Below are 25,001 nucleotides of genomic sequence, written 5' to 3'. Positions count from 1 at the left end.
ACCCAGCTCCCTGATGAGCGACAACTCAACACAGTGAACTCTGATTAAGGCTATATTGGAATCTAGAAAAGAGAGGAGAAAAATAAAAGAGGGATCAAAAAGATGCTCTACCCGTTGGGTAGAGACGAGGAAACGCCAATACCGAAGCGGGTTATTTTTCTCCCCTCATACTAGGGGGATGGTCGGTATTGTTCATAAAAGTCTCCAAAATCGCTGCACTTCTCGCAGCGCGAGCATGATAGCAAAACTGTGCTGAAATTACAGACAAAAATCGCGATAAATAGCATAAAAAAAGCGCCGATAACGGCGCTTTATTAATCATAGATAAATGATTACTTAATCGTAATACGAGCAAACTTACGTTTACCCACTTGGAATACATAAGTGCCCGCTGCTGGTGTTAGTTTTGCATCAGCAACTTTTTCACCATCCATCTTCGCCGCGCCTTGCTTAACCATGCGCATTGCATCAGAAGTTGAAGCACATAGACCCGCTTCTTTTAGCAAGTTAGCCACTGGCGTTTCTGCTGCAAACTCAAACTCTGGCATATCTTCAGGAATTTGGTTTTTAGCAAAACGGTTGATGAACTCTTGCTCTGCAGCGTCTGCATCTGCTTCAGTGTGGAAGCGAGCGATGATCTCTTTCGCAAGCAAGATTTTGATGTCGCGTGGGTTTTTGCCTTCAGCTACATCCGCTTTGAACTGTACAATCTCACCCAGCGGGCGGAATGATAGTAGCTCGTAGTAGCTCCACATTAGATCGTCAGAGATTGACATGATCTTACCAAACATCTCGCTTGGTGCTTCGCTGATACCGATGTAGTTGTTTGCTGACTTAGACATCTTCTTCTCGCCATCTAGGCCAACAAGAAGAGGCATCATCAGTACTGCTTGCGGTTTTTGACCATTAGCTTTTTGCAGTTCACGACCCATTAGCAGGTTGAACTTCTGGTCAGTACCACCTAGCTCTACGTCAGTTTCCATTGCAACTGAGTCATAACCTTGAAGCAGCGGATACATAAACTCATGAATAGCAATTGGCTGACCACCAGCATAACGCTTTTTAAAATCATCACGTTCTAGCATACGCGCCACAGTTTGGTGCGAAGCAAGGCGGATCATACCCTCAGCGCCTAGTTCAGATAGCCACTCAGAGTTAAATGAAATCGTCGTTTTAGCTGGGTCAAGAATCTTGAACACCTGCTCTTTATACGTTTCTGCATTTTGTAGAACCTGTTCACGGCTTAGCGGTGGACGGGTAGTATTTTTACCTGATGGGTCACCAACCATCGCAGTAAAGTCACCAATTAGGAAGGTAACTTCGTGTCCAAGCTCTTGGAACGTGCGCAGTTTGTTAAAAATAACCGTATGACCAAGATGGATATCTGGTGCTGTTGGATCGGCACCTAGCTTAATGCGAAGAGGACGTCCCTCTTTCAGCTTCGCAATCAGTTCATCTTCAGGGATCAGTTCTTCTACACCGCGCTTAATCTCGGCCAGTGCTGCTTCAATACTCGCCATTCTTGTTCACTCCCACAGATTTGGCAAAAATTCGATAATTTTACATCTTACTTGAATAGCGATGCTTTTTGAAACCAGTTAGACTAGGCAGTTAGCTTTTTTTGTCGAATTTTTAGTACGGACATACGATGTTGTCTCTTTTTGCTCGATTACCAAGGATTCATCGAGCGCTGATTATCCTATTTATTGCCTTGATCGGTGTTGCGCTCGCATTACCCGAACCTCAGTCTTTGCGCCAAGAAAAAGGCTTTTACGACGTGGGTAAAATTTATCCATTGGAAATTGAAGGCGCCAATTTAACGCTCGCGACGCAAACTTCTCCATTGGCTCAACTTGAGTGGAAAAAGTTTACTGTCGGTTCTGGTGAAAGTGCTGCAGTTGTCTTCCAACGCGCCGGACTCTCATCACGACTGCTGTATAACCTAACGAATTCGGGAAAAGAAATTAAAGCGCAGTTAACCAAGCTACGTCCCGGTGACGTATTACAGTTTGGTTTTGATGCCAATAATGACTTAGTGCAGATCCGACGCCCAATTAATACTTATGAAGCTTATGTCATCACCCAAACAGCGGATGGCTACCAAGGCGGCATCGAGAGCAAAGAGGTCAACTATCAATACAACTACGCAGAAGCCTCGATCACTTCTAACTTCTGGAATGCTGCAAAGTCCGCAGGATTAACCGCAAATCAGATCATGGAGCTAGCCGGTATCTTCGGTTGGGATATTGACTTCGCGCTCGATATTCGCTCAGGAGATAGCTTTAAGATTCTTTACCAAGAAAAGATTGTTGAAGGTGAAGTGGTAGAGCGCGGTCAAATTATCGCCGCAATTTTTACCAACCAAGGCGATACATTTAAAGCCATTTTGGATGATAAAACCGGTAACTATTTTGATGAGAATGGTCGAGCAATGAAGAAAGCGTTTCTCCGCTCTCCGCTCGATTTTCGTCGTGTGACTTCTAACTTTAATCCAACTCGACGCCATCCAGTCACAGGGAAAGTCCGAGCGCACCGAGGGACGGATTACGCCGCACCTGTAGGTACACCAATCTGGGCTGCTGGCGATGGTATTGTGCAAAAATCAAGTTACAACCAGTTCAACGGTAACTATGTGTTTATAAAACACAGCAATACCTACATCACCAAATACCTACACCTACAACGCCGGATGGTCAAAACTGGTCAGCGGGTAAAACAAGGACAAACTATTGGTACCTTAGGTGGCACTGGGCGTGTAACCGGTCCTCATCTCCATTACGAGTTTTTGGTTAATGGCGTACATAAAAATGCTCGCACCGTAAAATTGCCACAATCAAAATCTCTCACCGGGAAAGCGAAGCAAACCTTTATGGCAAACGCCGACCTACGTTTAAAGAAACTGGAACGCTACCGCGAACTGTTGGCATACAATTAGAAAAAAAGCGCTGATCATTCAGCGCTTTTTATTTTTAGTTCTACGAGAGTCACTTGAGTATTTTACGGTTGCTCAGCAGCGACCGGCGAGTCATCCTCTTGTGGTAATTGATTTCGCCCTAACATCAACAAACAAGGCGTCAGCACCAGAGTGAGCAAGGTAGCAAACGCCAACCCACCAGACACTGCTGTCGCTAGTTGTGACCACCATTGAGTACTTGGCGCACCAAACTCCACTTTCTGATTGATCAGATCGATGTTCATCTCCAACACCATGGGTAGTAACCCTAAAATCGTGGTCACCGTAGTGAGCAAGACGGGTCTTAAACGTTGAACACCTGTGCGTAATATTGCTTCTCGCTTCTCTAGGCCGCGCCGACGCAACTGATTGTAGGTATCAATCAATACAATATTGTTGTTGACCACGATCCCCGCAAGGGCAATCACGCCGATCCCTGACATCACGACCCCAAAAGGACGTTGGAAGATCAGTAATCCTGCAAAAACCCCAACAGTTGAGAATAACACTGCGCTTAAGATCAAGAACGCTTGATAAAAACTATTGAACTGAGTAATTAGGATCAGCGCCATCACGACTAATGCAACTAAGAAGGCTGACTGCAAAAACGCGGATGAATTCTCTTGCTCTTCGTTTTGCCCACGCAACTTAAACTCCACACCATCAACAAAATCAATTTGGCTCAGCGCCTCATCAATCTTGGGCAACTCAAGGGCAAGGTTGTAGCCCTCTTTTATGTCTGCCTTGATGCTTATGATGCGATGCCCATCGACGCGATGAATCGTATCTTGCTTATGGTCTGGTACGATACTCGCAAAGTTAGTCAGAGGTACCATCCCCATCGCCGTCTTAACTCGCAGCTCATCAAACTTGCCGATATCACGCTTATCTTCTGGATAACGAACAATGATATCGACTTCTTCATTCGAATCGTCTGGCAGGTAATCGCCTATTTTCAAACCATTGGTAACAAACTGCACCGTATTACCCACTAGGGTGGCATCGGCGGCAAAGCGAGAAGCATCATCACGGCGAATATCAATCTGCCAATCAATCCCATCTTTGCTTGAGTTGTCACTAATATTGGTCAGTGCAGCGTAGTTATTCGCCCACTCACGAACTTGCTTTGCCGCGCTATCGAGATCATTTAAGTTGAGAGCGGACATTTCAATCACCAAATCACTTTCCACAGGTGGACCCGCATCTGGGAATTTGTACTCAATCTCAACACCTGCATATTGGTCAGTTTGTTGCTTAAGTTCTTCAATGATGGTTTTGACTTTGCGACGATACTGCCAATCAACGGGAGTGATTTGGATCTGACCGATTTCATCATCCCCGCCAGTGCGAGTGTAGACACTTTCAAACTCATCATGCCCCAACATCATCTGTTCAATATCGCGCATGATGTTATCTTTTTCGTTGATCGATAGATCACCGTATGAACGCACTTTTACGGTAAAAAATGGCGGGTCAACTTCAGGGAAAAACTCGGCGCCAAGCCCGGCCTTGTTATAAGCTGCACCAACCCCAAATGCTAATGCAACCGCCAACAATAGAATTTTGACAGGATGGCTCAAAGCAACATTAAGCGTTTGATAATAAAGCTTAGTAATCCCTGTAGCCTGAGAAAAATCTCCGTCATGCAGAGCAACCATACGCTCTCTGCTCACCTGAGTGACATGTTGTGGTTTGCCAAACATCCCCCCAAGCACCGGAACGAACAGCATGGCCATCACCAAGGAGGCAAACAGCGTCGCAATCAAAGTCAGTGGGAGAAATTTCATAAACTCGCCAGTGATATCAGGCCAAAATAGCAGTGGAGCAAACGCCGCTAACGTTGTGGCCGTTGAGGCGGTAATAGGCCAAGCCATCCGCTTTGCTGCATCACGATAGGCTTGTTTTCTCGGTGTCCCTTCTTGCATACGCCTGTCAGCAAACTCCGTGACCACAATCGCACCATCAACCAGCATGCCAACCGCCATAATAAAGGAGAACAACACGATAATATTAATGGTGACACCAAACACTGACAGCGCGAGTAAGCCAGCAAGAAAAGACCCCGGTATAGATATACCCACCAACAATGCGGTTCGCATACCTAGAATCGCGATGATCACAATCACCACTAAGATGATCGCTGACAAAATATTGTTTTGCAGGTCATTCAACATCATTTTGACATCGTCTGACTGATCCCAGGTGTATTTAACCAATAAATTATCGGGCCACTGAGTGCTCTTTTGCGCCTCACTTAATACCGCTTTAACCAGAGCCACAGTCTCAATAATGTTTTCACCAGCTCGTTTACTTACGTCAAGAACAACGGCTGACTCACCATCTAAACGGGCATAGCTTTCCGGATCACGAAACGCGCGTCGAACGGTCGCAACATCAGCAAAAGTAATCACTTGCTTGCCATCGACTTTAATTGGCAGTTCTAGGACATCTTTGATCGAATCAAATACCGAAGGGACTTTGACCGAGAAGCGTCCATATCCGGTATCAACAAATCCGGCTGCCACCACGCGGTTATTGAGGGCAATCAGGTTGTAAATATCCGCTTGATCCAAGCCATAACTTTCCATCAAAAGCGGATCAACGATAATTTCGACAATATCTTCACGGTCACCCGCGATATCCACTTCAAGCACTTGGCGATAGCTTTCTAGCTTATCTTGCAATCGACGGGCGATTTGGACAATTGTGCGCTCTGGCACAGTTCCATAGAGCACCAAAGACAAGACGGGCTCTTCTGCCGCCAGAGTCACTTCATTAACCGTAGGCTCATCACTATCTTCAGGTAGTTTGGGCTTAGCGAGGTCAACCGCTTCACGCACATCTGCCATGGCTTTGTTGAGATCCACGCCGACGGAGAACTCCAACATAACTGAGGCATGTCCCTCAGAGGCCGTTGCCGTCATCTCTTTCACCCCTTCAATTGAGCGCAATTCTTGCTCAATCGGGCGCACCAACAGACGTTCAGCATCAACCGGTGAAATACCTTGGTGTCCTACTGATACATAAATAATGGGAATGGTGATATCAGGACTCGACTCTTTGGGGATGGTGACATAAGTGATCACACCAGCAATCAAAATAAACACCAACAGCACCATCATGGTTCGCGTACGAGAAAGCGCCGCATCAATTAGACTAAACATGCGACCCCCTATTGAGCTTTTGACTCAGTGCTTGGCACCGCAATCACTTGGTCACCATCGCGAACAAAACCTTGTCCTGTCGTAATAATATCGACTTGCTCACCCAATCCTGTCAGCCACACGCCATCTTGCTCTGCTTTGACCAACTGGATCGGTATAAACTTCACCGTATTTTGCTCAATCAAGGTTTTTACGCCAAGATTGCCCGCCTCATCTAGCGCTAACATGGCTGGCGTGATCTTGACCGCCAATTGGTCTTGAAGGTTCAACTCAACCTCAGTACTCACACCTGCAGGAATAAGTTGTTGTGGATTTTCGACTTCCACTTCAATTGGGAATGTATTTGTCGAAGAGGATGAGACTCGCGCAATATAACGCACCACACCTTGAGTGGTTTGCCCATTAATAAAGCGAACGGTCGCAGGTTGGTTAATTTTGATCTCTTGGATATGCCGCTCACTCACATCAGCTTCAATCACGATCTTATCCAGATCAATTAAGGTCGCGACCGGATCACCGATGCCAACAAAGTCTCCTTGCTCGATAAAGAGGTGATCAACCACGCCATCAAACGGTGCTTTGACCTGAGTATTACGTAGAGCCAACTTGGCATTACTCACAACTGCTTTGGCTTCGACCAATAGTGCTTGTGCATTCGCAAACGCAACTTCACCTTGCAAGCCTTTGCTTTTCAGTGATTGCGCTGCTTTAAACTCTTTCTCACGAACCGTAAGCATCGCTTCAGCCCGTTTGAGTTGAATCGCCAGATCACCTTTATCAATCACCGCAATCACTTGGTTGCGTTTGACTCGGTCACCTTTATTGACGACAAGATTGACGATTTTGCCTGCAATTTCCGCCCCTAATTTCGCTTCGCGATCGGGTGCGGTTCGCCCGTAAAGGTCAATCGTTTTATGCGTCGATTGGGCGTTAAACGTATTGAAGGAGACTCGGGCAAGAGGAACTTCTCTCTCTTGCTCTGCAGTGGATGGCGTCACTTCTTGAGAGTGTGAGTTGACGCCCATTGCCAACCATATACCTAGCAGAACAACTAAAATTAGCGAGATAAAAACAGGTCGGACTGATAAAAAACGAAATATAGACAACTTAGCCATAACTATCCTTAAAACTACATAAGCGACATCCAGCGTGCTTAAGATTCCTTTTTACTGTTTTTTATAGTTTTTTGTTCAAAAAGGACCACATTAATCTTTTCTTCTTGGCTAGCATAACAAGCTTGATTGAGATGACAAGTTTACAAAATATTCTCTTTTCTATAACGACAACAAATATGACACTGATCATTATTTGTTCAATTTATGCAATAGGTAAAATAAAAGCTGCCATTGGCAGCTTTTCACTCTAACGTCTTGCTGGGCGTTAAACGCTAAATGACGCACCACAACCGCAAGTCGTCGTGGCATTAGGGTTGTTGACGAAGAAACGCGATCCTTCCAGACCTTCGGTATAATCAACTTCGCCACCAATCAGGTACTGTAGACTCATAGGGTCAACCACCAGCGTCACACCGCTGTTTACAATCGTGGTATCACCATCATTCACATTTTCATCGAAGGTAAAACCATACTGAAAACCACTACAGCCACCACCAGTGATGTAAACGCGTAGCTTTAAATTTGGGTTTTCTTCTTCAGCAATCAAAGTGTTTACGCGCTTCGCGGCTGCATCAGAAAATGTTAGGGGAATATTGGCTTCGCTCACACCGACCTCTCTCACTTGTCTCTACTGCTTATGAATCGCCTGAGTCGGGTCATAGTTTGTGCAGCAGTTTTGTTTTATTGATAGCGTGATTATCTAATACCTGAGTGCAGCGTTCAAGTATTCACCGCCGATTGAGTAATTGAATGCGTAAAGTAATGATTCTATAAATTAGCATTCCGTAAGTTAGATCTTAATTTACCCAGATTTTGTTGGAAAACGTTTTTCATCCTCGTGAGGAGGGGTACAATGCCCACCTACTTGGTCCGAGCAATCAAAAGAGGATATTTCAATGACCAAATCAGCAGACCTATATGAAAAAGCGCAAAAAACCATTCCAGGCGGCGTAAACTCCCCTGTTCGAGCTTTTAACGGCGTTGGTGGCGCACCAGTATTTGTTGAACGTGCTGATGGCCCTCTAATTTTTGATGCAGACGGTAAAGCTTACATTGACTACGTCGGCTCTTGGGGACCAATGATTCTTGGCCATAACCATGTCGCTATTCGCGAAGCTGTTATTGCCGCAGCGCAACGTGGTTTGAGCTTCGGAGCACCAACAGAACTTGAAATCAACATGGCAGAGTTGGTAAGCGAGTTGGTTCCGTCGATGGAACAAGTTCGCATGGTGAGCTCAGGTACAGAAGCAACCATGAGCGCAATTCGCTTAGCTCGAGGTTTTACTGGCCGTGACAAAATCATCAAATTTGAAGGTTGCTACCATGGTCACGCTGATAGCCTATTGGTAAAAGCAGGTTCTGGTGCGTTAACGCTCGGTCAACCAAGCTCTCCAGGCGTACCGGCTGATTTTGCGAAGTACACACTAACGGCAACCTTTAATGACCTTGACTCTGTACGTGAACTATTTGCGGCTAACAAAGACGAGATCGCTTGTATTATCGTTGAGCCTGTAGCCGGCAACATGAACTGCATTCCTCCAGTTGACGGTTTCCACCAAGGCCTACGCGAAATCTGTGACCAAGAAGGCGCACTATTGATCTTCGACGAGGTAATGACTGGTTTCCGCGTAGCACTTGGTGGCGCTCAAGCTCATTACAACATCAAACCGGATCTAACCACACTTGGTAAAGTGATTGGTGGTGGAATGCCTGTAGGGGCATTTGGTGGTCGTCGTGACGTGATGCAATACATTGCACCAACAGGTCCAGTTTACCAAGCGGGTACGCTTTCAGGTAACCCTGTGGCCATGGCGGCAGGCTTTGCTTGTCTAAATGTACTGCGCGCGGAAGGCAACGAAGAGCGTTTAGCTTACATCACTAAACAGTTAGCGGAAGGCTTTAAACAGTTGGCAGATAAACATGGTGTTCCACTAGTGGTAAACCAAGTTGGCGGTATGTTTGGTTTCTTCTTTACTGACCAAGAAACGGTAACTTGCTACGAAGATGTGACTAAGTGTGATGTTGAGCGCTTCAAGCGTTTCTTCCACTTGATGCTTGATTACGGTGTTTATCTTGCGCCATCAGCATTTGAGGCTAGCTTTACTTCTCTGGCTCATGGCAGCAAAGAAATTGAAGCGACGCTCAGCGCAGCAGATCGTTGCTTTGCTATTCTTGCTCAAGAAGCTAAATAATCACATCTTCAAGATAAGGCTGCTTAGGCAGCCTTTTTATTGCCAGTAAACAGCAACGAGCAGCACCAAAGCTGAGATCAGCAACGCAAACCAAGGAATGCGCTTTTTACTCGCTTTTGCATTTTCACCACTGCATTTATCGTTATTACAACATCCCATCACTTGCCTCTCTCGCCATTCAAACCAAGACCTAACCTGCACAGTAGATTGACACTAACTGGCAAAAAATGCCCTATCCTTTTCAATGCGGGCTCACCTATCGTATTAAGATGACTTAGAAAGAGTCTCAAACTCTCAAATCAGCATCTTGAAGTCGCTTAGGTATCAAGCCATTATATACTCAAGTGACTTCAAGATGCAGGATTCAGATCATTTGAACCAAGCACCTTGTTATACTGTATATCTGAACTATAAATTGGACACTACTGTGACAGAAAAAGTTAAAATTACGTCAGGACACTGGGTTTTGGTCGCCGCTCTGTTAGCGTCTGCCTTTGCTTGCTTTTTGTTGATCGAGCCCTATGTTAACTCTATTGTGATGGCATTTATTCTGTCACTGCTTATGTTTCCGATTCATGAGTGGATTGAAAGCAAGCTCCCTCAACACAAAAACCTCGTTTCATTTCTCTCTTGTGTGGTACTCACTTTTATTATCGTGATTCCTCTATTGTTCGTGTTTGCCGCTATTGTTCAGCAAGGCACGGTGTTTTCCCAAAATGTCTATTACTGGGTGACCCATGGTGGAATTCAAGAAGTCTTCGCTCACCCTTGGGTGGTGAAAGGATTATCGGTAGTCAATACCTATCTCCCATTTGAAGAAATTCAGCCGCAAGAAATCGCTCAGCGAGTGGCACAGTTTGCGACCGCATTTGGCAGTAATATTGTTGGTTTTAGTGCCAAAATTCTCGGCGATGCCACCAACTTTTTGATGTCTTTCTTCTTAATGTTGTTTGTGTTGTTCTTTTTGCTACGCGATCACGACAAAATCATCTCGGCGATGCGCCACATTTTGCCCCTTTCTCGCAGCCAAGAAGATAAGCTGCTCAATGAAGTAGAAAAAGTTGCGAAATCAGCGGTAATGGGCTCTTTCTTGACCGCGATTGCACAAGGTCTCGCAGGCGGCTTTGGTATGTGGTTGGCTGGTTTCCCTGGGCTATTTTGGGGCACCATGATGGGCTTTGCGTCCTTTATTCCTGTCGTTGGCACGGCGCTAATTTGGATTCCAGCCACTATCTATCTATTTATTACCGGTGACACGACTTGGGCGATCTTCTTGCTAGTTTGGAGCGTTGCCATTGTCGGTTCCATCGATAATCTGCTGCGTCCACTGTTAATGCAAGGCAGTGCCGGAATGAATACCTTGATGATTTTCTTCTCACTACTTGGGGGTCTGCATCTATTTGGCCTGATTGGCCTAATTTATGGCCCAATCATTTTTGCTGTGACCATGGTGCTCTTTAACATCTACGAAGAAGAGTTTTCTGATTTCCTTTCCAAACAAGATAATAGCTAACACGCTTCTACCTCCCCGCAGCCTTGGTATTAAAAGCCAAGGCTGCTGATACGCTATTTCCCCAATACCGAAAGGACATAGCGCTGACGCATCCTTGCCAAAGAAAGGATAGATAAGTTAGCACCCAGCGTTGCTTTATGCGAAAATCGCCTCTCTTTTTTCTTTAACTGAGCGAACCCATGTCTGCTTATACTGCCCCTAGCCAAATTGCTGAACGTCAACTTGCCTATTTCGAAGGTAAACACGTGCTAGTTGCTGGCGAAGCCGAAGATCTGTTTCCTGTTGAGCTGTCGAAACACTGCGAGTCTGTGACAGTCTTTACGACAAACTATGGCTATCATCGTCAACTGCAAAGTTGCAACGGCATTTCATCTTGTTTTGGGGCTGAATTTAGCCAAGAGACTAACGCCGATATGGTGCTGTTATATTGGCCAAAAGCGAAAGCGGAAGCGGAATATCTACTGGCGATGTTAATGGCAAAGCTAGGGCAAGGAACCGAGATCGTTGTGGTCGGAGAAAATCGTTCAGGCGTAAAAAGTATTGAAAAAATGTTTAAGCCTTATGGCTTGATCAAGAAATTCGATTCAGCCCGTCGCTGCTCTTTCTATTGGGGGCAGTGCCACCAAGAAGTGAAACCTTTTAGCCTGCAAGATTGGTTCAAAACTTATCAAGTCAACTACCAAGAACACACTCTAACTATCAAGAGCTTACCAGGCGTATTTAGCCACGGTGAATTTGATATTGGCAGTAAACTTCTGCTTGATACATTGCCGCAACTCAACAATAAGGTTTTGGATTTTGGTTGTGGTGCTGGCGTGATTGGCAGCGTAATGGCAACACTTAACCCAGCCATTGAACTGGAAATGTGTGACATTAGTGCACTCGCTATCGAATCATCAAAAGCGACTCTGGCAGCCAATAATCTTCAAGGGAAAGTGTTTGCATCTGATGTCTATTCAGCATGCAGCAATGACTACCAATTTATCATTAGTAATCCCCCTTTCCATTCGGGACTAGACACCAGCTATAGTGCAACAGAAACCTTGCTAAGAGATGCGCCGAAACAGCTAACCCCAAATGGCGAACTGCTGATTGTTGCCAATAGTTTTTTACAGTACCCACCAATTATTGAGCAAGCTTTTGGAAAATGCGACACGCTAAATAAGACCAACAAGTTTGCTATTTACTACGCCAAAAACTGATCACCCTGCCCAGAAAAGTCCTTTTTTCTGGGCATACTTCCCTGCTACAACGAAATTCTGCGTCGCCTACCACGCTTTAGGTCGCACTTACTTGTCAAAGTAAAAAAACTCGTTAATTTTGTCATTTTAGGAAAACCATACCCAAGTAATTGAAACTGACGTGACCCCACTTTTCACTCAGTGCCTTCCAATAAGTGGTATACAAGTTTAACGTTGAGCGGCATCAAGCCCAGACTAATGGAAAGTCGTACTCTTATTATGTTTAAGTTGTATCGGAAACAACGCTTTAAGCGTCTACAAAATACTTTAATGGCGGCTTTTTTAGCGCTTAGTATCACCCCATTGACTGTCATCGCACTCTTCTTTTTGCACTCTCATAGTCAAGACCTGCAGGAACAAAGTACCTCACACCTCGTTTCGGTGCGAGATAGTAAACACCAGCAAATCACTGACTACCTCAATGCGCGTGAGTCAGAAGTTATGGGCTTTGTTCGCTCTGAACTCGCCTATGCAAGCGGTGGGCGTTTCTACGGATTAGTTAACGCCTTTCAGAGTTTGGGGCTCGACATCGATCAAGCTCGAGAATATGCACAAAAGCGCTATATTCAAGGCTCTGGCGATAGAATCAAAACATCAATATTGCCGGAATCACCGATCTTTAATGGTACGGAGCGCTATCGATTGCTGCATACCCGCTACCATCGTTCATTTTTGGAACTACTCAAACGCTCTGATTTTGATGATATTTTGCTAGTCGACATTCATGGCAATGTCACTTATTCCATCTTTAAACATGACTACTTTGGGACAAACTTAGTTGATGGAAAATATCGAGATAGCAATCTTGGTTTAGCGTTTAAAAAACTACGTGACGAAGTGTCGCGCAATCAGAAAAACAACCCAGACTATACACCTGTGGTTTTTTCTGACTTTATGTCTGAAAACGGCAAAAGCTATGCTTGGATTGGTGCTCCTATTATTCAGCAAGGCTATCTGCACAGCTACGCCATGTTTCGATTGCCAAACAACAGTCTTACCCGTTTAATTGCCGACAATAACGGCCTATGGTCGATGAAAACGCTGTTAGTCGGCACTGACAACAAGCTCAGAACTCTTTCTTACCAGCAGCAAGACGTCGATAACAACCAATCCATAATCGATACTGCCTTTAAGCAAACTTCGGCGGTTGGCACCTTTACCAATGCCTTGGGCGAAGAAACCATTGCCGCCTATAGTCATATCCAATCTAAAGGCTTGGATTGGGCACTGGTGGTTGAAGTTCCCGAGAAAGAAGCCTTTGCCCGCGTTCAACAACTAGAAACACTATTTATCTTTGCCATGCTGTTCGCGATAGTGTTGGTGGTGATCGCTTCCCACTATCTTTCTAACTTCATTACCGCGCCATTACTTAAATTGACTTGGTCAGCCGAGAAAGCCTCTGCCGGTGACCTAAATGCGGAAATCAATACCGAGCGTAAAGATGAAATTGGTCGTCTTGCGATTTCTTTTGAGCGTATGCAGCGTTCAATTAGAGAAAAAATGCAGTTAATTAAAGAGCAGAATGAAGAGCTTGAAAGCAACATCAAACTGATTCAAACCAAAAACGAAGAACTGCAACTGGCGAACAAACTCAAAGATGAATTTCTTGCCACTACCTCTCACGAACTACGTACACCACTGCATGGTATGGTAGGTATTGCCGAAGCCTTAGTTTCTGGTGCCAATGGACCAATCCGTTCAGAGCATAAGTACCAATTAGATATTATTATCAGCAGCGGCCAACGCTTAGCGACACTGGTCGATGATTTACTCGACTATCACAAAATGCGCTATGGCAACCTGGATATTGATACCAGCGCAGTCGATTTATCGAGCGCAACCCGCCTTGTTCTCGAACTCTCATCTCATCTACTCGGCGGTAAGCAAATACGTATCATCAACCAAGTTCCACTTGAACCTGTATGGGTTGCTGCTGATCCGCAACGAGTGGAGCAGGTTCTCTATAATTTGGTTGGTAATGCGATTAAGTACACCCGTGAAGGAAAAATTGTCATTTCCGCCAATATTGTCGACGCAAAAATGCGAGTACAAGTGGTCGATACGGGCCAAGGAATCCCTGCAGACCAACTCGAACATATTTTCGAACCACTGATTCAAGCAGGTAATGACAGTAGCCGCTATCGTCAAGGGGCTGGACTTGGGCTCTCTATCAGTCGCCAGCTTGTCGAGTTGATGGGAGGCTCCTTATATGTCAGCAGTCAACCGATGGTCGGCACAACATTTAGCTTTACCTTACCGCTGGCAACAGAAGAGCAGATCGCACTAGCCAGTCATAATGACAGCATGCATTTCAAGGCTCCTGAGAGCTTTGAAGTAGAGGAAAGTGAAGCGGCCAACCTACCTGAAAACCCTGATGGTGAGTTGCTACTCGTGGTGGATGATGAACCGGTAAACCTGAGAGTGCTGGATAGTTTCTTAAAACTCTCTGGTTATCGAGTTCGTACCGCTAAAGATGGTTATGAGGCCCTGCAATCCATTGAAGAAGAAAAACCGGAGCTGGTATTACTCGATGTCATGATGCCGGGCCTTAGCGGCTATCAAGTGTGTGAAGCGATCCGTGAACAGTTCGATAGCATCTCGCTGCCTGTCATCATGTTAACCGCGCTCAATCAAACCGATGACCGCATCCGTGGGTTTAACTCTGGTGCCAATGATTACCTATCGAAACCTTTTAATAAGCAAGAGCTTGCGGCTAGGATGCGTGTCCATCTCTCAGCAAGCCAAGCTGAAAAACGACGACTGGAAAATCAACAGCTTCAAGATGAGTTACGCCAACGCTCCGCAATTGAAGCGAGCTTGATTGAGACTCAAGGCCGACTTCTAGAGCAGCTAGAGTCTGCACCAGAAGCGATTATTTGCACCCGAGCAGATGGCAAAGTTCGTTTTGCTAACGAAGCCGCTGCAAGGTTATTTAAGCGCTCAGTTGAACAGCTAAAACGCTCGATTGCCGAAGATTTGCTCTCTCCCAAGTTTATCGATATCAAGCAAGATCACTACTGCGGCAAGGTCGATATCTATATTGGCGATACTCGCCAACATATTGATGGGGATATTTTGCGCTTACCTGATGCCTCTGGCCTTAAGTCAATGTACATCTTTGATCACGGTGGTGGAGCTAATGCTGCACGTATTAACAATCTCGAGACGGCCATTGACGCTCTGAGTAGTTATGCCTTTGATGGCGACAAAGCGAAGCTGCAACAACTCAAAGAGCTCGGCGGCGAGTTTACTCGTCTTGCAGACCGCGTCGCAGGTGATCAAAAGTCCAAACAAGACCTAATGCGCGAAGTGTTGGTTGATGCCATGACCAATGCTCTAGACTACTGGGAAAGCTCAACCGGCCATAGTAAGTTTACTTTTGCCGAACAAAGTGGCTTATGGCGCGTCTACCTAGACCGAAGCACTCTGCAAACGCGAACTTTAGACAAATACTTACGTATTGAAACGCTGCCTAAAACCCCTCGCTGGCGCACTGTACTCAACTCACTTGAATACATCCTTAGCCACTGCTCAGCGATGACACCACAACGCAGTAAAATAGAAGAGCTTCGAGACAAGCTTCAGCATCTGCTAACAACTTAGACACATCGTAAGCTGGAAAAAAACTCATCGCTTGCGATGAGTTTTTTTATGCAAGCAAATCAGCATGCAATCAGTTTTTATACGATACAAAAGAACTCTTAATTTGCTGTCAAAAACGCAGAAACATCACCAGTAACGAGCGATTTCTTTTCCTTACACTCGTCATTTGAGCAATATTTAAACGTATTTGAGAGAACTATCACAACAATACGGCAGATTTAAATTAGCGTAATAAATTAACCACGCAGCGCTTAGGTGACAGAGATCTCAATGAAGAGAGCGATATTAGAAACCAAACTAGGAAAAAGAACATAAGCGTAGTAAGCACTAACATTAAACTTTTAACTTCTGCCATTTTGCGAGTGATTTCAATGTTATAAAACCGTGTATTTTTTCATCTCAGCCAGAACTATTAACGTTATTAACGTAGGAAATGGGCTTTTTAACGTTTTTAACGGGAAACGAAATTGCGCGAATCGCAAAAACGGTGTTTTCTTAACCCTGCCTAAGGCCTACAGGCCACTCTAGTTTGATTAACACCTCCGACGTTATTCAGATGAATTTGAGGTAGGCCTTAGAGAGTGTTCATCAATTGATAACATTCATATCCATTAGTGAAATGAAAGCAAATAGTAAGGAACAGCTATGCTTGCCAACATTAAAAAAACTGCACTAGCAACAGCAATTATTGCCACCGCGGCAACAAGTTTTGCATCGGTTGCAACAGCTGCTGAGCGCAGTGAACTAACTATCCACCCTAAAGAGTTTACGACCTTTGTACGTAACTTTAACCCATACTTGGGTGCAACAAACCTGCACACAACAACGGACTTTATTTACGAGCCGCTTGTAGTGTTCAATGAAATGCAAGGCAACACTCCTGTATTCCGTCTAGCAGAGAACTACACCATTGCTGACGATCTACTAAGCGTTGTATTTGACATTCGTAAAGGTGTTAAGTGGTCTGACGGTGAAACGTTTAACGCGGACGACGTAATTTACTCTTTCAACCTTGTTAAAGAGAAGCCAGAACTTGACCAAGCAGGTACTAACGCTTGGGTAGCCAAGGTAGAGAAACTAAACGACTACCAAGTGAAGTTCTACGTAACTGAAGCAAACTCAAACGCTGCTTACGAAATCGTTAAACTACCAATCGTACCTGAGCACATTTGGAGCAAGGTAGCAGATCCTGCAACATTCACGAACGAAAACCCTGTAGGTAGTGGTCCATTTACGGAAATTGCTACTTTCACACCTCAACTTTACGTTCAATGTGAAAACCCGAATTACTGGGATGCTGACAACCTAGATGTAGACTGTCTACGCGTTCCGCAAATCGCGAACAACGACCAGTTCCTAGGCAAAGTAGTTAACGGTGAAATGGACTGGACCTCTTCTTTCATTCCAGATATTGACCGTACATACGCTGCAGCAAGCCCTAACCACCAATACTGGTACCCGCCAGCAGGTACTCAGGCATTTGTGGTGAACTTCAAGCACCCAGATCCAGCGAAGCACGAAGCACTAACTAACGTTGATTTCCGTCGTGCATTCTCGATGGCTCTTGACCGCCAAACTATCATCGACATCGCGTTCTACGGTGGCGGTACAGTGAATGACTTCGCTTCAGGTCTAGGTTACGCATTTAAGACTTGGTCTGACGAAGAAACTCACAAGAAATACCAAGGCTTTAACACTTACAACGTTGAAGGTGCTAAAGAGTTGCTAGCGAAAGCAGGCTTTAAAGATGTCAACAAAGATGGTTTCGTTGATACACCGTCAGGTAAATCTTTTGAACTGCTAATCCAATCGCCAAACGGTTGGACTGACTTCAACAACACAGTTCAACTTGCTGTTGAGCAACTTGCTGAGGTTGGCATTAAAGCGAAAGCTCGTACACCAGATTTCTCTGTGTACAACCAAGCGATGCTCGAAGCAACTTATGATGTTGCTTACACCAACTACTTCCACGGTGCAGACCCTCACATGTACTGGAACAGTGGTTACAACTCAAATCTTCAAACTGGCGACGGTATGCCTCGTTTCGCACTGCACTACTACAAAAATGCAGAGCTAGACAAACTGCTTAACGGCTTCTACAAAACAGCTGACAAGCAAAAGCAACTTGAGATTGCACACAACATCCAAGCAATCATCGCCGCAGACCAAGTAACGATTCCTGTGATGTCTGGTGCATACATGTTCCAGTACAACACAACTCGCTTTACTGGTTGGTGGAACGAAGAAAATCCTAAGGGCCGTCCAAACATCTGGGCTGGTATCCCTGAGCGTCTACTACACGTACTGGACCTAAAACCAGTTAAGTAATAGGCAATCAATCTAGCGGCGTACGTTCTGTACGCCGCACATCCCCCTCCTTCTACTAGCAAAGAAAGATATGGCGCAATGCGTCAGGGGATTTTGCGCTCAAATTTGTAGTTTCGCGATGAGCGACCTGACACCAGGAACAGGGAAAATCTGGGTGAGTAAGGTGAAGTTATGGGTTATTTTTTAAGACGTTTGTCATTTTATTTTGTCGCCCTTTTAGTTGCGGCAACATTGAACTTTATTATTCCGCGAGCAATGCCTGGTGATCCAGTGACAATGATGTTCGCGAACGCTTCGGTTCAGGTAACGCCTGAACGTATTGAAGCAATGAAACAACTTCTCGGCTTTGTTGATGGCCCTATTTGGGTTCAATACTTCGCTTACATGAAGAACATTCTAAGCTGGGAACTGGGTACTTCAATTCAGTTTTACCCTCTATCTGTGAATGAACTACTGGGTGGTGCTTTTGGCTGGTCACTCTTTCTAGCAGGCACGGCGGTTATTCTTTCTTTCTCGCTAGGCTCTATCTTAGGTATCTACGCTGCGTGGAAACGTGGTAGCAAGTACGATGCATTTGTTACACCTGGGATGCTAGTTATCCAAGCGGTTCCTCAAGTTGTTATTGCAATGATTGCACTCTTTACCTTTGCAATTGGCTTGAAATGGTTCCCAACTGGCTACGCTTACACCGCGGGTACGATGCCGGATTGGACAAGCTGGGCATTTATCAAAGATGTTGCTTATCACGCTGTACTTCCTTTGTTCTGTGCAACGATCGTCCAAGTTGGTGGCTTCTTGGTTAACATGCGCAACAACATGATTAACCTGCTAGCAGAAGATTACATCACCATGGCAAAGGGTAAAGGCCTTAACGAGAAACGTATCGTATTCAACTACGCAGCTCGTAACGCGATGCTACCAAGTGTTACTGCACTTTCAATGGCACTCGGTATGGCGATTGGTGGTCAGTTAATCATTGAAATCATCTTTAACTACCCAGGTCTTGGTTCTGTTCTCTTTAACGCGATTAAAGCGCGTGATTATCAAGTTCTTCAAGGTCAGCTTCTAATCATGACGTTGTTCATGCTGTTCTTTAACCTACTTGCTGACATGCTTTACGTTGTTCTAGACCCTCGCCTACGTAAGGGAGGCAAATAATTATGAAAGGTTTCCTAAAACTGGTTGTCGGTAACCCGATGGCACTCGTAGGTAGCATTATTCTGACACTGTTTGTGTTGATCGCTGTATTTGCACCATTTTTGGCCAAGCATGCGCCAGATAAACGCACGGGTAACCCACATGAATACCCTTCGATTGTCGTTAAGTCAGCACAAGCCAATCCTGATGGTTGGGTAGCGAAAAACCTTGCCGATGACCGCCGCACACTGATTATGTCGAAAAAAGCGGATCACGTAATGGGTACTAGCCGCATGGGACGTGACGTTTGGTCTCAATTCGTCCACGGCGCGCGTGTTTCACTGGCCGTTGGTTTTGGTGCCGGTATGACCGTATGTTTCCTTGCTACCGTCATCGGTATCTCAGCAGGATACTTTGGCGGACGAGTGGATGACATTCTCACCGCTGCGATGAACATCATGCTGGTCATTCCGCAATACCCACTACTGTTTGTACTTGCCGCATTTATCGGCGAGGCCGGGCCTCTGACCATCGCCTTAATCATAGGCTTCACCGCCTGGGCGTGGGGGGCGCGTGTCATACGCTCCCAAACCATGGCACTGCGTGAAAAAGAGTTTGTCAAAGCCGCTGAGGTTCTAGGTGAATCATCATGGCGCATTATCTTTGTCGAAATCTTGCCAAACCTGATTCCAATTGTTGGTGCAAGTTTCATCGGTTCAGTAATGTACGCCATCATGATGGAAGCGACGATTTCCTTCTTAGGTCTTGGTGATCCAAACACCGTTAGTTGGGGCATCATGCTGTACAACGTTCAAACATCTTCATCAATGCTAATCGGCGCTTGGTGGGAACTGCTGGCACCTTGTACTGCACTTATCTTGCTAATGACTGGTTTAGCACTGCTTAACTTTGCGGTTGATGAAATTGCTAACCCACAGCTTCGTTCTCACAAAGGTATGAAACGCTGGAAGAAACTTGCTGAGCAAGAGAAGAAAGAGCGTGAACCTGAACTGCCACCACAAAATGCACTTTGGAGCGGAGATAAATAATCATGACTGCACCACTAATTTCTATCCGCAACCTATGCGTTGACTATATTACTGCTTCTGGTGATGTCCGCGCTTGTAACAACGTGAGCTTCGATCTTGCGCCAGGTGAAGTATTTGGCCTAGCTGGTGAATCGGGCTGCGGTAAATCCACTGTCGCCTTCTCGCTAATGCGCCTACATAAGCCGCCAGCGTTTATCACTGGTGGTGAAGTAATCTTCAATGGTGAAAACATCTTGGAGTACAGCGATGAGCGTATGCAATCGTTCCGTTGGAGCGAGATGTCGATGGTTTTCCAAAGCGCGATGAACGCACTCAACCCAGTACTAACGATGGAAGAGCAGTTCTGTGATGTGATTATGCGTCATACCAACATGACACGTGAGCAAGCTCGCCGACGCGCTGAAGGACTATTGGAAATTGTTGATATTCACCCGAATCGTCTAACGGACTATCCGCACCAGTTCTCTGGTGGTATGCGTCAACGATTGGTTATCGCAATTGCGCTCGCGCTGAATCCAAAAATGATCATCATGGATGAACCAACCACCGCTTTAGATGTTGTGGTTCAACGCGAGATTTTGCAAAAGATCTACGCTCTGAAAGAAGAGTTTGGTTTCTCGATTCTGTTTATTACTCACGACCTTTCACTGATGGTCGAGTTCTCTGACCGAATCGGCATTATGTACTCAGGTGAACTGATTGAAGTTGCACCATCGAAAGAAATTTTAACAAGCCCATACCACCCTTACACCAAGGGGTTGGGTAGCTCATTCCCACCTCTTACTGGGCCGAAAACGAAACTGACGGGCATTCCGGGTAACCCACTTAACTTACTCGAAATTCCACAAGGTTGCCGTTTCCAAGCTCGTTGTGACCGAGTCCATGACAAATGTACTCAAGTGGCCACCAAGTTAAGACAGATTGAGCCAAATCGCTTCTCAAACTGCCACCTTTACGGTGAGCCAATTGCCCAGACAAAGATCTAGCAATGTAAAAAAGCACAACAAAAAATTTCTGGAGACAATTATGAGCAAAGAATATGGCGAACTACTGGTAGAGGGTAAAAACCTCGTCAAAGATTTTCCTATCAGTAGTAATGCCCTAAAACAACCAATGATGCGTGCTATCAACGACGTATCATTCAAAATGTACAAAAGTCGTGGTCTTGCTGTTGTTGGTGAGTCTGGTTCAGGTAAATCAACCACGGCTAAGATGATCGCTAAAATGTATGCGCCAACCTCAGGTACGATTGAGTATAAAGGCCGTGACATTCTTAGTATCAACTCAAGAGCTGACCTAATGCACTACCGCGAAGGCGTGCAAATGGTTTGGCAAGACCCGTTCGGCTCTTTAAACCCAACACACAATATCTTTCACCATATTGCACGCCCACTTCTGATTCATAAAAAGATCAAACCGGGCAACAAAAAGGAGCTGGAAGAACGCGTTTATGATCTGCTTGAACAAGTGGGATTGATCCCGCCAAAAGAGACAGCGGAAAAGTTCCCACACCAGCTTTCTGGTGGACAACGTCAACGTGTTAACTTAGCCCGTAATATTGCAGTTGGTGCTGAAGTGGTACTCGCAGATGAACCCACTTCAATGCTTGATGTATCGATTCGTGCCGGCGTACTTAACCTGATGGAAGAGATGAAGTTTGAGAAACAAATGTCTCTACTTTACATCACGCATGACATCGCCACCGCCCGCTACATTGCCGAAGACCTTGCGGTTATGTATGTCGGACATATGGTCGAATGGGGCGACACCGAGGAGATCATTCACGATCCGCAACACCCTTACACGCAATTGCTGGTCTCTGCGGTACCGGATCCAAGTAAATCAATTCACGAGAAGCTTAAAGGCAATAAAGGGGAGATCCCACTTTGGACACCTGAGTCTATCGGCTGCCCATTTGCAGGTCGCTGTACACACGCGACGGATAAATGTCGTGATCGTTTACCGGGCGTGACACAACTATCTGAAAACCACTTTGTACGTTGTTATTTGTACGAGAGCTAAGCTCAACCCAGTCAAGAGCCTCAGCTCTTGGCTGGAAATTATTTCATACTGAAGCCATTTTTATTGCGGAGACAGCATGTTGCTAGTTGCTAACCACATTGGTTATGAATCCCTTGGGCCTAAACAGGCTGTGTTGATGACGAGAACACCTCACCTGTCCACTACCACTGCCTTACTGGTGAGTGCTGACAGTCATCAAACTGTTGCGTCTATTGAAGTCGAGAAAGGCGGAAGAGTTGCACATTGGCACCAAGGGAATTTTTTTCGCATTAATTTTTCAGAGTTTAAACAAGCTGGACGTTATTACCTACGTGTTGACAACATCCGTTCTGAAGAGTTTGAAATTGGCTCCGGCGTGCTAATGCGCCAGACATTCTCTGACGTATTGCATTACTTCAAATCACAACGCTGCGGCGGCATATTCGATAAACAAGACCGTCACGCTCCTATTTTAGGCAGCAGTCAAACCATTGATGCACACGGTGGTTGGTACGATGCCTCCGGCGATGTGAGTAAATACCTCAGCCACCTTTCCTACGCTAACTATTTCAATCCACAGCAAATACCTATGGTGGTTTGGAATATGATTAAAGGGCTGGACTTGGTGGGGGAAAATGAAAAATTCGCTAAATTTTCCTACGTTCGCTTAGTCGAAGAGGCACTATTTGGTGCGGATTTCTTAGTGCGTATGCAAAGCACAGATGGCTTTTTCTATATGACCGTATTCGACAAATGGTCAAAAGACATCAAGCAACGCGAAGTTTGTGCATATGCAACACAGCAAGGACATAAATCTGAAGACTATCATGCTGGTTTCAGACAAGGTGGTGGGGTCGCCATCGCAGCGCTCGCGAAAGCAGCAACCCTATCTGAGTCAGGCGAATATCAATCCACTGACTACTTACAAGCGGCAGAAAAAGGCTATTGGCACTTAAAAGAGTTCAACACCCGCTATGTCAATGATGGTGAAGAAAATATTATCGATGAATATTGCGCTTTGCTCGCCACTGTTGAGTTGTATCGAGCAAGTCAAAACAGTGACTATTTAGCGGAAAGCCGACTATGGGCAAATCGCCTAGCGGCACGTCAAACATCCGATCAACAGCAAGCGTACTACTGGGCAGCTAATCGTGATGGTTCACGTCCTTATTTCCACGCCGCAGAAGCAGGTTTACCAGTCATCGCATTATGTGAGTACTTAAGTATTGAATCAGAGCCTAGTGCCTTGCAATCGTTCGCTCAGGTCGTCGAGCAAGCCGTGAGCTTTGAGTTAAGTATTACAAAACAAGTCGCTAACCCATTTGGCTACCCACGCCAGTATGTCAAACCCGTCAATGGTAGCAAGCGAGATGCATTTTTCGTTGCCCATGACAATGAAACCGGATACTGGTGGCAAGGCGAAAACGCACGCTTAGGATCACTGGCCAGCATGGCGTTTCTTGCCCAGGACTTTATTCACGACGTAGAGAAGAAAAAACAACTGATTGAGTTTGGGCAAAATGCCCTCAACTGGATCGTTGGCCACAACCCATACAATATGTGCATGCTTGATGGTTTTGGTCATAACAATCCTGACTATTTGCCTGATTTAGGCTTCTTTAACGCTAAAGGTGGCATTTGCAACGGTATTACAGGCGGTTTTGAGGACGAAGAGGACATCGCATTTAATCCTGCAAAACAGAAAGATGATATGTTGCAAAACTGGCGCTGGGGTGAGCAATGGATTCCTCACGGAGCTTGGTATTTGCTCGCCATCATGTGTCAGTTCAACCATTTTGACAGCTTAAAGGACTAATTGAATGACTCTATATTATGTCGGGATTGATGGGGGTGGCACATCATGTCGCGCTCGAATTCGAAATGAGCAAAATCAACTGTTGGGCGAAGCGAAAAGCGGCAGTGCCAACATTATGCTTGGGGCGGAAATAGCCATGGCTTCAATTATTGAAGCCATCACTCTTGCCGCCAACCAAGCGGGTTTAACAGCAGACCATTTTAAACAAATGCATGTAGGGCTTGCATTGGCAGGAGCGGAACACCAAAACTCTTGGCACGCTTTTATGGCACAAAGTCATCCGTTTGCCTCTTTGGTACTCAACACTGACGCCTATGGCGCATGCCTTGGTGCTCATAATGGTGATGATGGCGCGATTATGATTGGTGGAACAGGATCTTGCGGGATTTTCTTGCAAGGGGGTGAACAACACGTCGTCGGTGGACGCGAGTTCCCAATTTCCGACCAAGGTGGCGGTGCCGTAATGGGGTTAAGATTGATTCAACAGGTATTGCTGGCCTACGACGGCATTGTTGAAAAGACCCCGCTTGCTCAACATGTTTTACAGCACTTCAATCATGATGTAGACGCCATTGTCGAGTGGTCAAAAACCGCTATTCCCAAAGACTATGGTCAATTTTCTCCAGCTATTTTTGAACACGCATACCAAGGCGACACGCTTGCAATTTCAATGCTTAAACAGACTGCAGCCGATATTGAGATGTTCTTAACCGCCTTAAACCAACGAGGCGCAACACGCATCTGTTTAATGGGCAGCATCGCCGAACGCATTCAAGATTGGCTCTCTCCACCAGTACAGCAATGGATAGTTTCCCCGCAGTTTGACGCAATTGAAGGGGCAATCATGATGGCTGGTCATAACGAGCACAATCTGTATTAAGGATTACGA

Annotated in this window: 15 protein-coding genes and 1 pseudogene; 12 read left to right on the top strand and 4 right to left on the bottom strand. The window is 45.5% G+C overall.

All coding sequences use genetic code 11. The annotated features are described in order from the left end of the window. Positions 1 to 332 precede the first annotated feature (332 nt). Complete coding sequence (gene tyrS / locus GZK95_RS02480) at positions 333 to 1,520, bottom strand: tyrosine--tRNA ligase (protein ID WP_075715570.1); 1,188 nt, start codon at positions 1,518 to 1,520, stop codon at positions 333 to 335. Between the two features lie 596 nt (positions 1,521 to 2,116). Between tyrS and GZK95_RS22465 the strand changes: the two are divergent. Continuing rightward, a pseudogene (locus GZK95_RS22465) lies at positions 2,117 to 2,935 on the top strand (peptidoglycan DD-metalloendopeptidase family protein); the annotation flags it as partial. A 62-nt stretch (positions 2,936 to 2,997) separates the two neighbouring features. Here the strand turns inward: GZK95_RS22465 and GZK95_RS02470 are convergent. The 3 genes from GZK95_RS02470 to erpA all read right to left on the bottom strand — a co-directional run bounded on the left by GZK95_RS02470 (position 2,998) and on the right by erpA (position 7,839). After that, positions 2,998 to 6,117, bottom strand: a complete 3,120-nt coding sequence (locus GZK95_RS02470; RefSeq protein WP_075709878.1) for an efflux RND transporter permease subunit — start codon at positions 6,115 to 6,117, stop codon at positions 2,998 to 3,000. Between the two features lie 8 nt (positions 6,118 to 6,125). Beyond that, on the bottom strand, positions 6,126 to 7,232 hold the full coding sequence (locus tag GZK95_RS02465) for an efflux RND transporter periplasmic adaptor subunit (protein WP_075715572.1): 1,107 nt from the start codon (positions 7,230 to 7,232) through the stop codon (positions 6,126 to 6,128). A gap of 265 nt (positions 7,233 to 7,497) precedes the next feature. Next, entirely contained in the window at positions 7,498 to 7,839 is a 342-nt protein-coding gene (gene erpA / locus GZK95_RS02460) for an iron-sulfur cluster insertion protein ErpA (RefSeq protein WP_075649336.1), read from the bottom strand. A gap of 289 nt (positions 7,840 to 8,128) precedes the next feature. Here erpA and hemL point away from each other — a divergent pair, with 289 nt between their 5' ends. The 11 genes from hemL to GZK95_RS02405 all read left to right on the top strand — a co-directional run bounded on the left by hemL (position 8,129) and on the right by GZK95_RS02405 (position 24,992). Continuing rightward, the gene (gene hemL, locus GZK95_RS02455; protein ID WP_075709876.1) at positions 8,129 to 9,424 is read left to right on the top strand and encodes a glutamate-1-semialdehyde 2,1-aminomutase; all 1,296 of its coding nucleotides are present in this window, start codon (positions 8,129 to 8,131) and stop codon (positions 9,422 to 9,424) included. A gap of 427 nt (positions 9,425 to 9,851) precedes the next feature. After that, positions 9,852 to 10,937 (top strand): AI-2E family transporter, encoded by a 1,086-nt coding sequence (locus tag GZK95_RS02450; protein ID WP_075709875.1) that lies wholly within the window; start codon positions 9,852 to 9,854, stop codon positions 10,935 to 10,937. Between the two features lie 179 nt (positions 10,938 to 11,116). Continuing rightward, the gene (gene rsmC / locus GZK95_RS02445) at positions 11,117 to 12,139 is read left to right on the top strand and encodes a 16S rRNA (guanine(1207)-N(2))-methyltransferase RsmC (RefSeq protein WP_075715573.1); all 1,023 of its coding nucleotides are present in this window, start codon (positions 11,117 to 11,119) and stop codon (positions 12,137 to 12,139) included. A gap of 258 nt (positions 12,140 to 12,397) precedes the next feature. Next, positions 12,398 to 15,781, top strand: coding sequence for a response regulator (locus tag GZK95_RS02440; protein WP_075715574.1), 3,384 nt, complete (start codon positions 12,398 to 12,400; stop codon positions 15,779 to 15,781). A 645-nt stretch (positions 15,782 to 16,426) separates the two neighbouring features. After that, positions 16,427 to 18,109, top strand: coding sequence for an ABC transporter substrate-binding protein (locus GZK95_RS02435; protein WP_075709872.1), 1,683 nt, complete (start codon positions 16,427 to 16,429; stop codon positions 18,107 to 18,109). Positions 18,110 to 18,280: 171 nt separating this feature from the next. Beyond that, positions 18,281 to 19,267 (top strand): ABC transporter permease, encoded by a 987-nt coding sequence (locus GZK95_RS02430; protein WP_075709871.1) that lies wholly within the window; start codon positions 18,281 to 18,283, stop codon positions 19,265 to 19,267. 2 nt (positions 19,268 to 19,269) lie between these two features. Further along, positions 19,270 to 20,295: an ABC transporter permease gene (locus GZK95_RS02425; protein WP_075715575.1), complete on the top strand. Its 1,026-nt coding sequence runs from the start codon at positions 19,270 to 19,272 to the stop codon at positions 20,293 to 20,295. 2 nt (positions 20,296 to 20,297) lie between these two features. Beyond that, positions 20,298 to 21,281, top strand: a complete 984-nt coding sequence (locus GZK95_RS02420; protein WP_075709869.1) for an ABC transporter ATP-binding protein — start codon at positions 20,298 to 20,300, stop codon at positions 21,279 to 21,281. Between the two features lie 40 nt (positions 21,282 to 21,321). Next, entirely contained in the window at positions 21,322 to 22,317 is a 996-nt protein-coding gene (locus GZK95_RS02415) for an ABC transporter ATP-binding protein (protein WP_075715576.1), read from the top strand. 76 nt (positions 22,318 to 22,393) lie between these two features. After that, positions 22,394 to 24,112 (top strand): glycoside hydrolase family 9 protein, encoded by a 1,719-nt coding sequence (locus GZK95_RS02410; RefSeq protein ID WP_075715577.1) that lies wholly within the window; start codon positions 22,394 to 22,396, stop codon positions 24,110 to 24,112. A 4-nt stretch (positions 24,113 to 24,116) separates the two neighbouring features. Further along, positions 24,117 to 24,992, top strand: a complete 876-nt coding sequence (locus GZK95_RS02405; RefSeq protein WP_075709866.1) for an N-acetylglucosamine kinase — start codon at positions 24,117 to 24,119, stop codon at positions 24,990 to 24,992. Positions 24,993 to 25,001: the final 9 nt, after the last annotated feature.

This window comes from Vibrio panuliri, from assembly GCF_009938205.1.
Lineage (GTDB): Bacteria > Pseudomonadota > Gammaproteobacteria > Enterobacterales > Vibrionaceae > Vibrio > Vibrio panuliri.
The sequence above is the reverse complement of the archived record's forward strand: the minus strand, read 5'-3'. Positions and strand labels throughout refer to the sequence as shown.

Coding starts and splice junctions, on each gene's coding strand:
- tyrS (WP_075715570.1), bottom strand. CDS start 1,520: ATGGCGAGTATTGAAGCAGCACTGGCCGAGATTAAGCGCGGTGTAGAA.
- GZK95_RS02470 (WP_075709878.1), bottom strand. CDS start 6,117: ATGTTTAGTCTAATTGATGCGGCGCTTTCTCGTACGCGAACCATGATG.
- GZK95_RS02465 (WP_075715572.1), bottom strand. CDS start 7,232: ATGGCTAAGTTGTCTATATTTCGTTTTTTATCAGTCCGACCTGTTTTT.
- hemL (WP_075709876.1), top strand. CDS start 8,129: ATGACCAAATCAGCAGACCTATATGAAAAAGCGCAAAAAACCATTCCA.
- rsmC (WP_075715573.1), top strand. CDS start 11,117: ATGTCTGCTTATACTGCCCCTAGCCAAATTGCTGAACGTCAACTTGCC.
- GZK95_RS02440 (WP_075715574.1), top strand. CDS start 12,398: ATGTTTAAGTTGTATCGGAAACAACGCTTTAAGCGTCTACAAAATACT.
- GZK95_RS02435 (WP_075709872.1), top strand. CDS start 16,427: ATGCTTGCCAACATTAAAAAAACTGCACTAGCAACAGCAATTATTGCC.
- GZK95_RS02430 (WP_075709871.1), top strand. CDS start 18,281: ATGGGTTATTTTTTAAGACGTTTGTCATTTTATTTTGTCGCCCTTTTA.
- GZK95_RS02425 (WP_075715575.1), top strand. CDS start 19,270: ATGAAAGGTTTCCTAAAACTGGTTGTCGGTAACCCGATGGCACTCGTA.
- GZK95_RS02420 (WP_075709869.1), top strand. CDS start 20,298: ATGACTGCACCACTAATTTCTATCCGCAACCTATGCGTTGACTATATT.
- GZK95_RS02415 (WP_075715576.1), top strand. CDS start 21,322: ATGAGCAAAGAATATGGCGAACTACTGGTAGAGGGTAAAAACCTCGTC.
- GZK95_RS02410 (WP_075715577.1), top strand. CDS start 22,394: ATGTTGCTAGTTGCTAACCACATTGGTTATGAATCCCTTGGGCCTAAA.
- GZK95_RS02405 (WP_075709866.1), top strand. CDS start 24,117: ATGACTCTATATTATGTCGGGATTGATGGGGGTGGCACATCATGTCGC.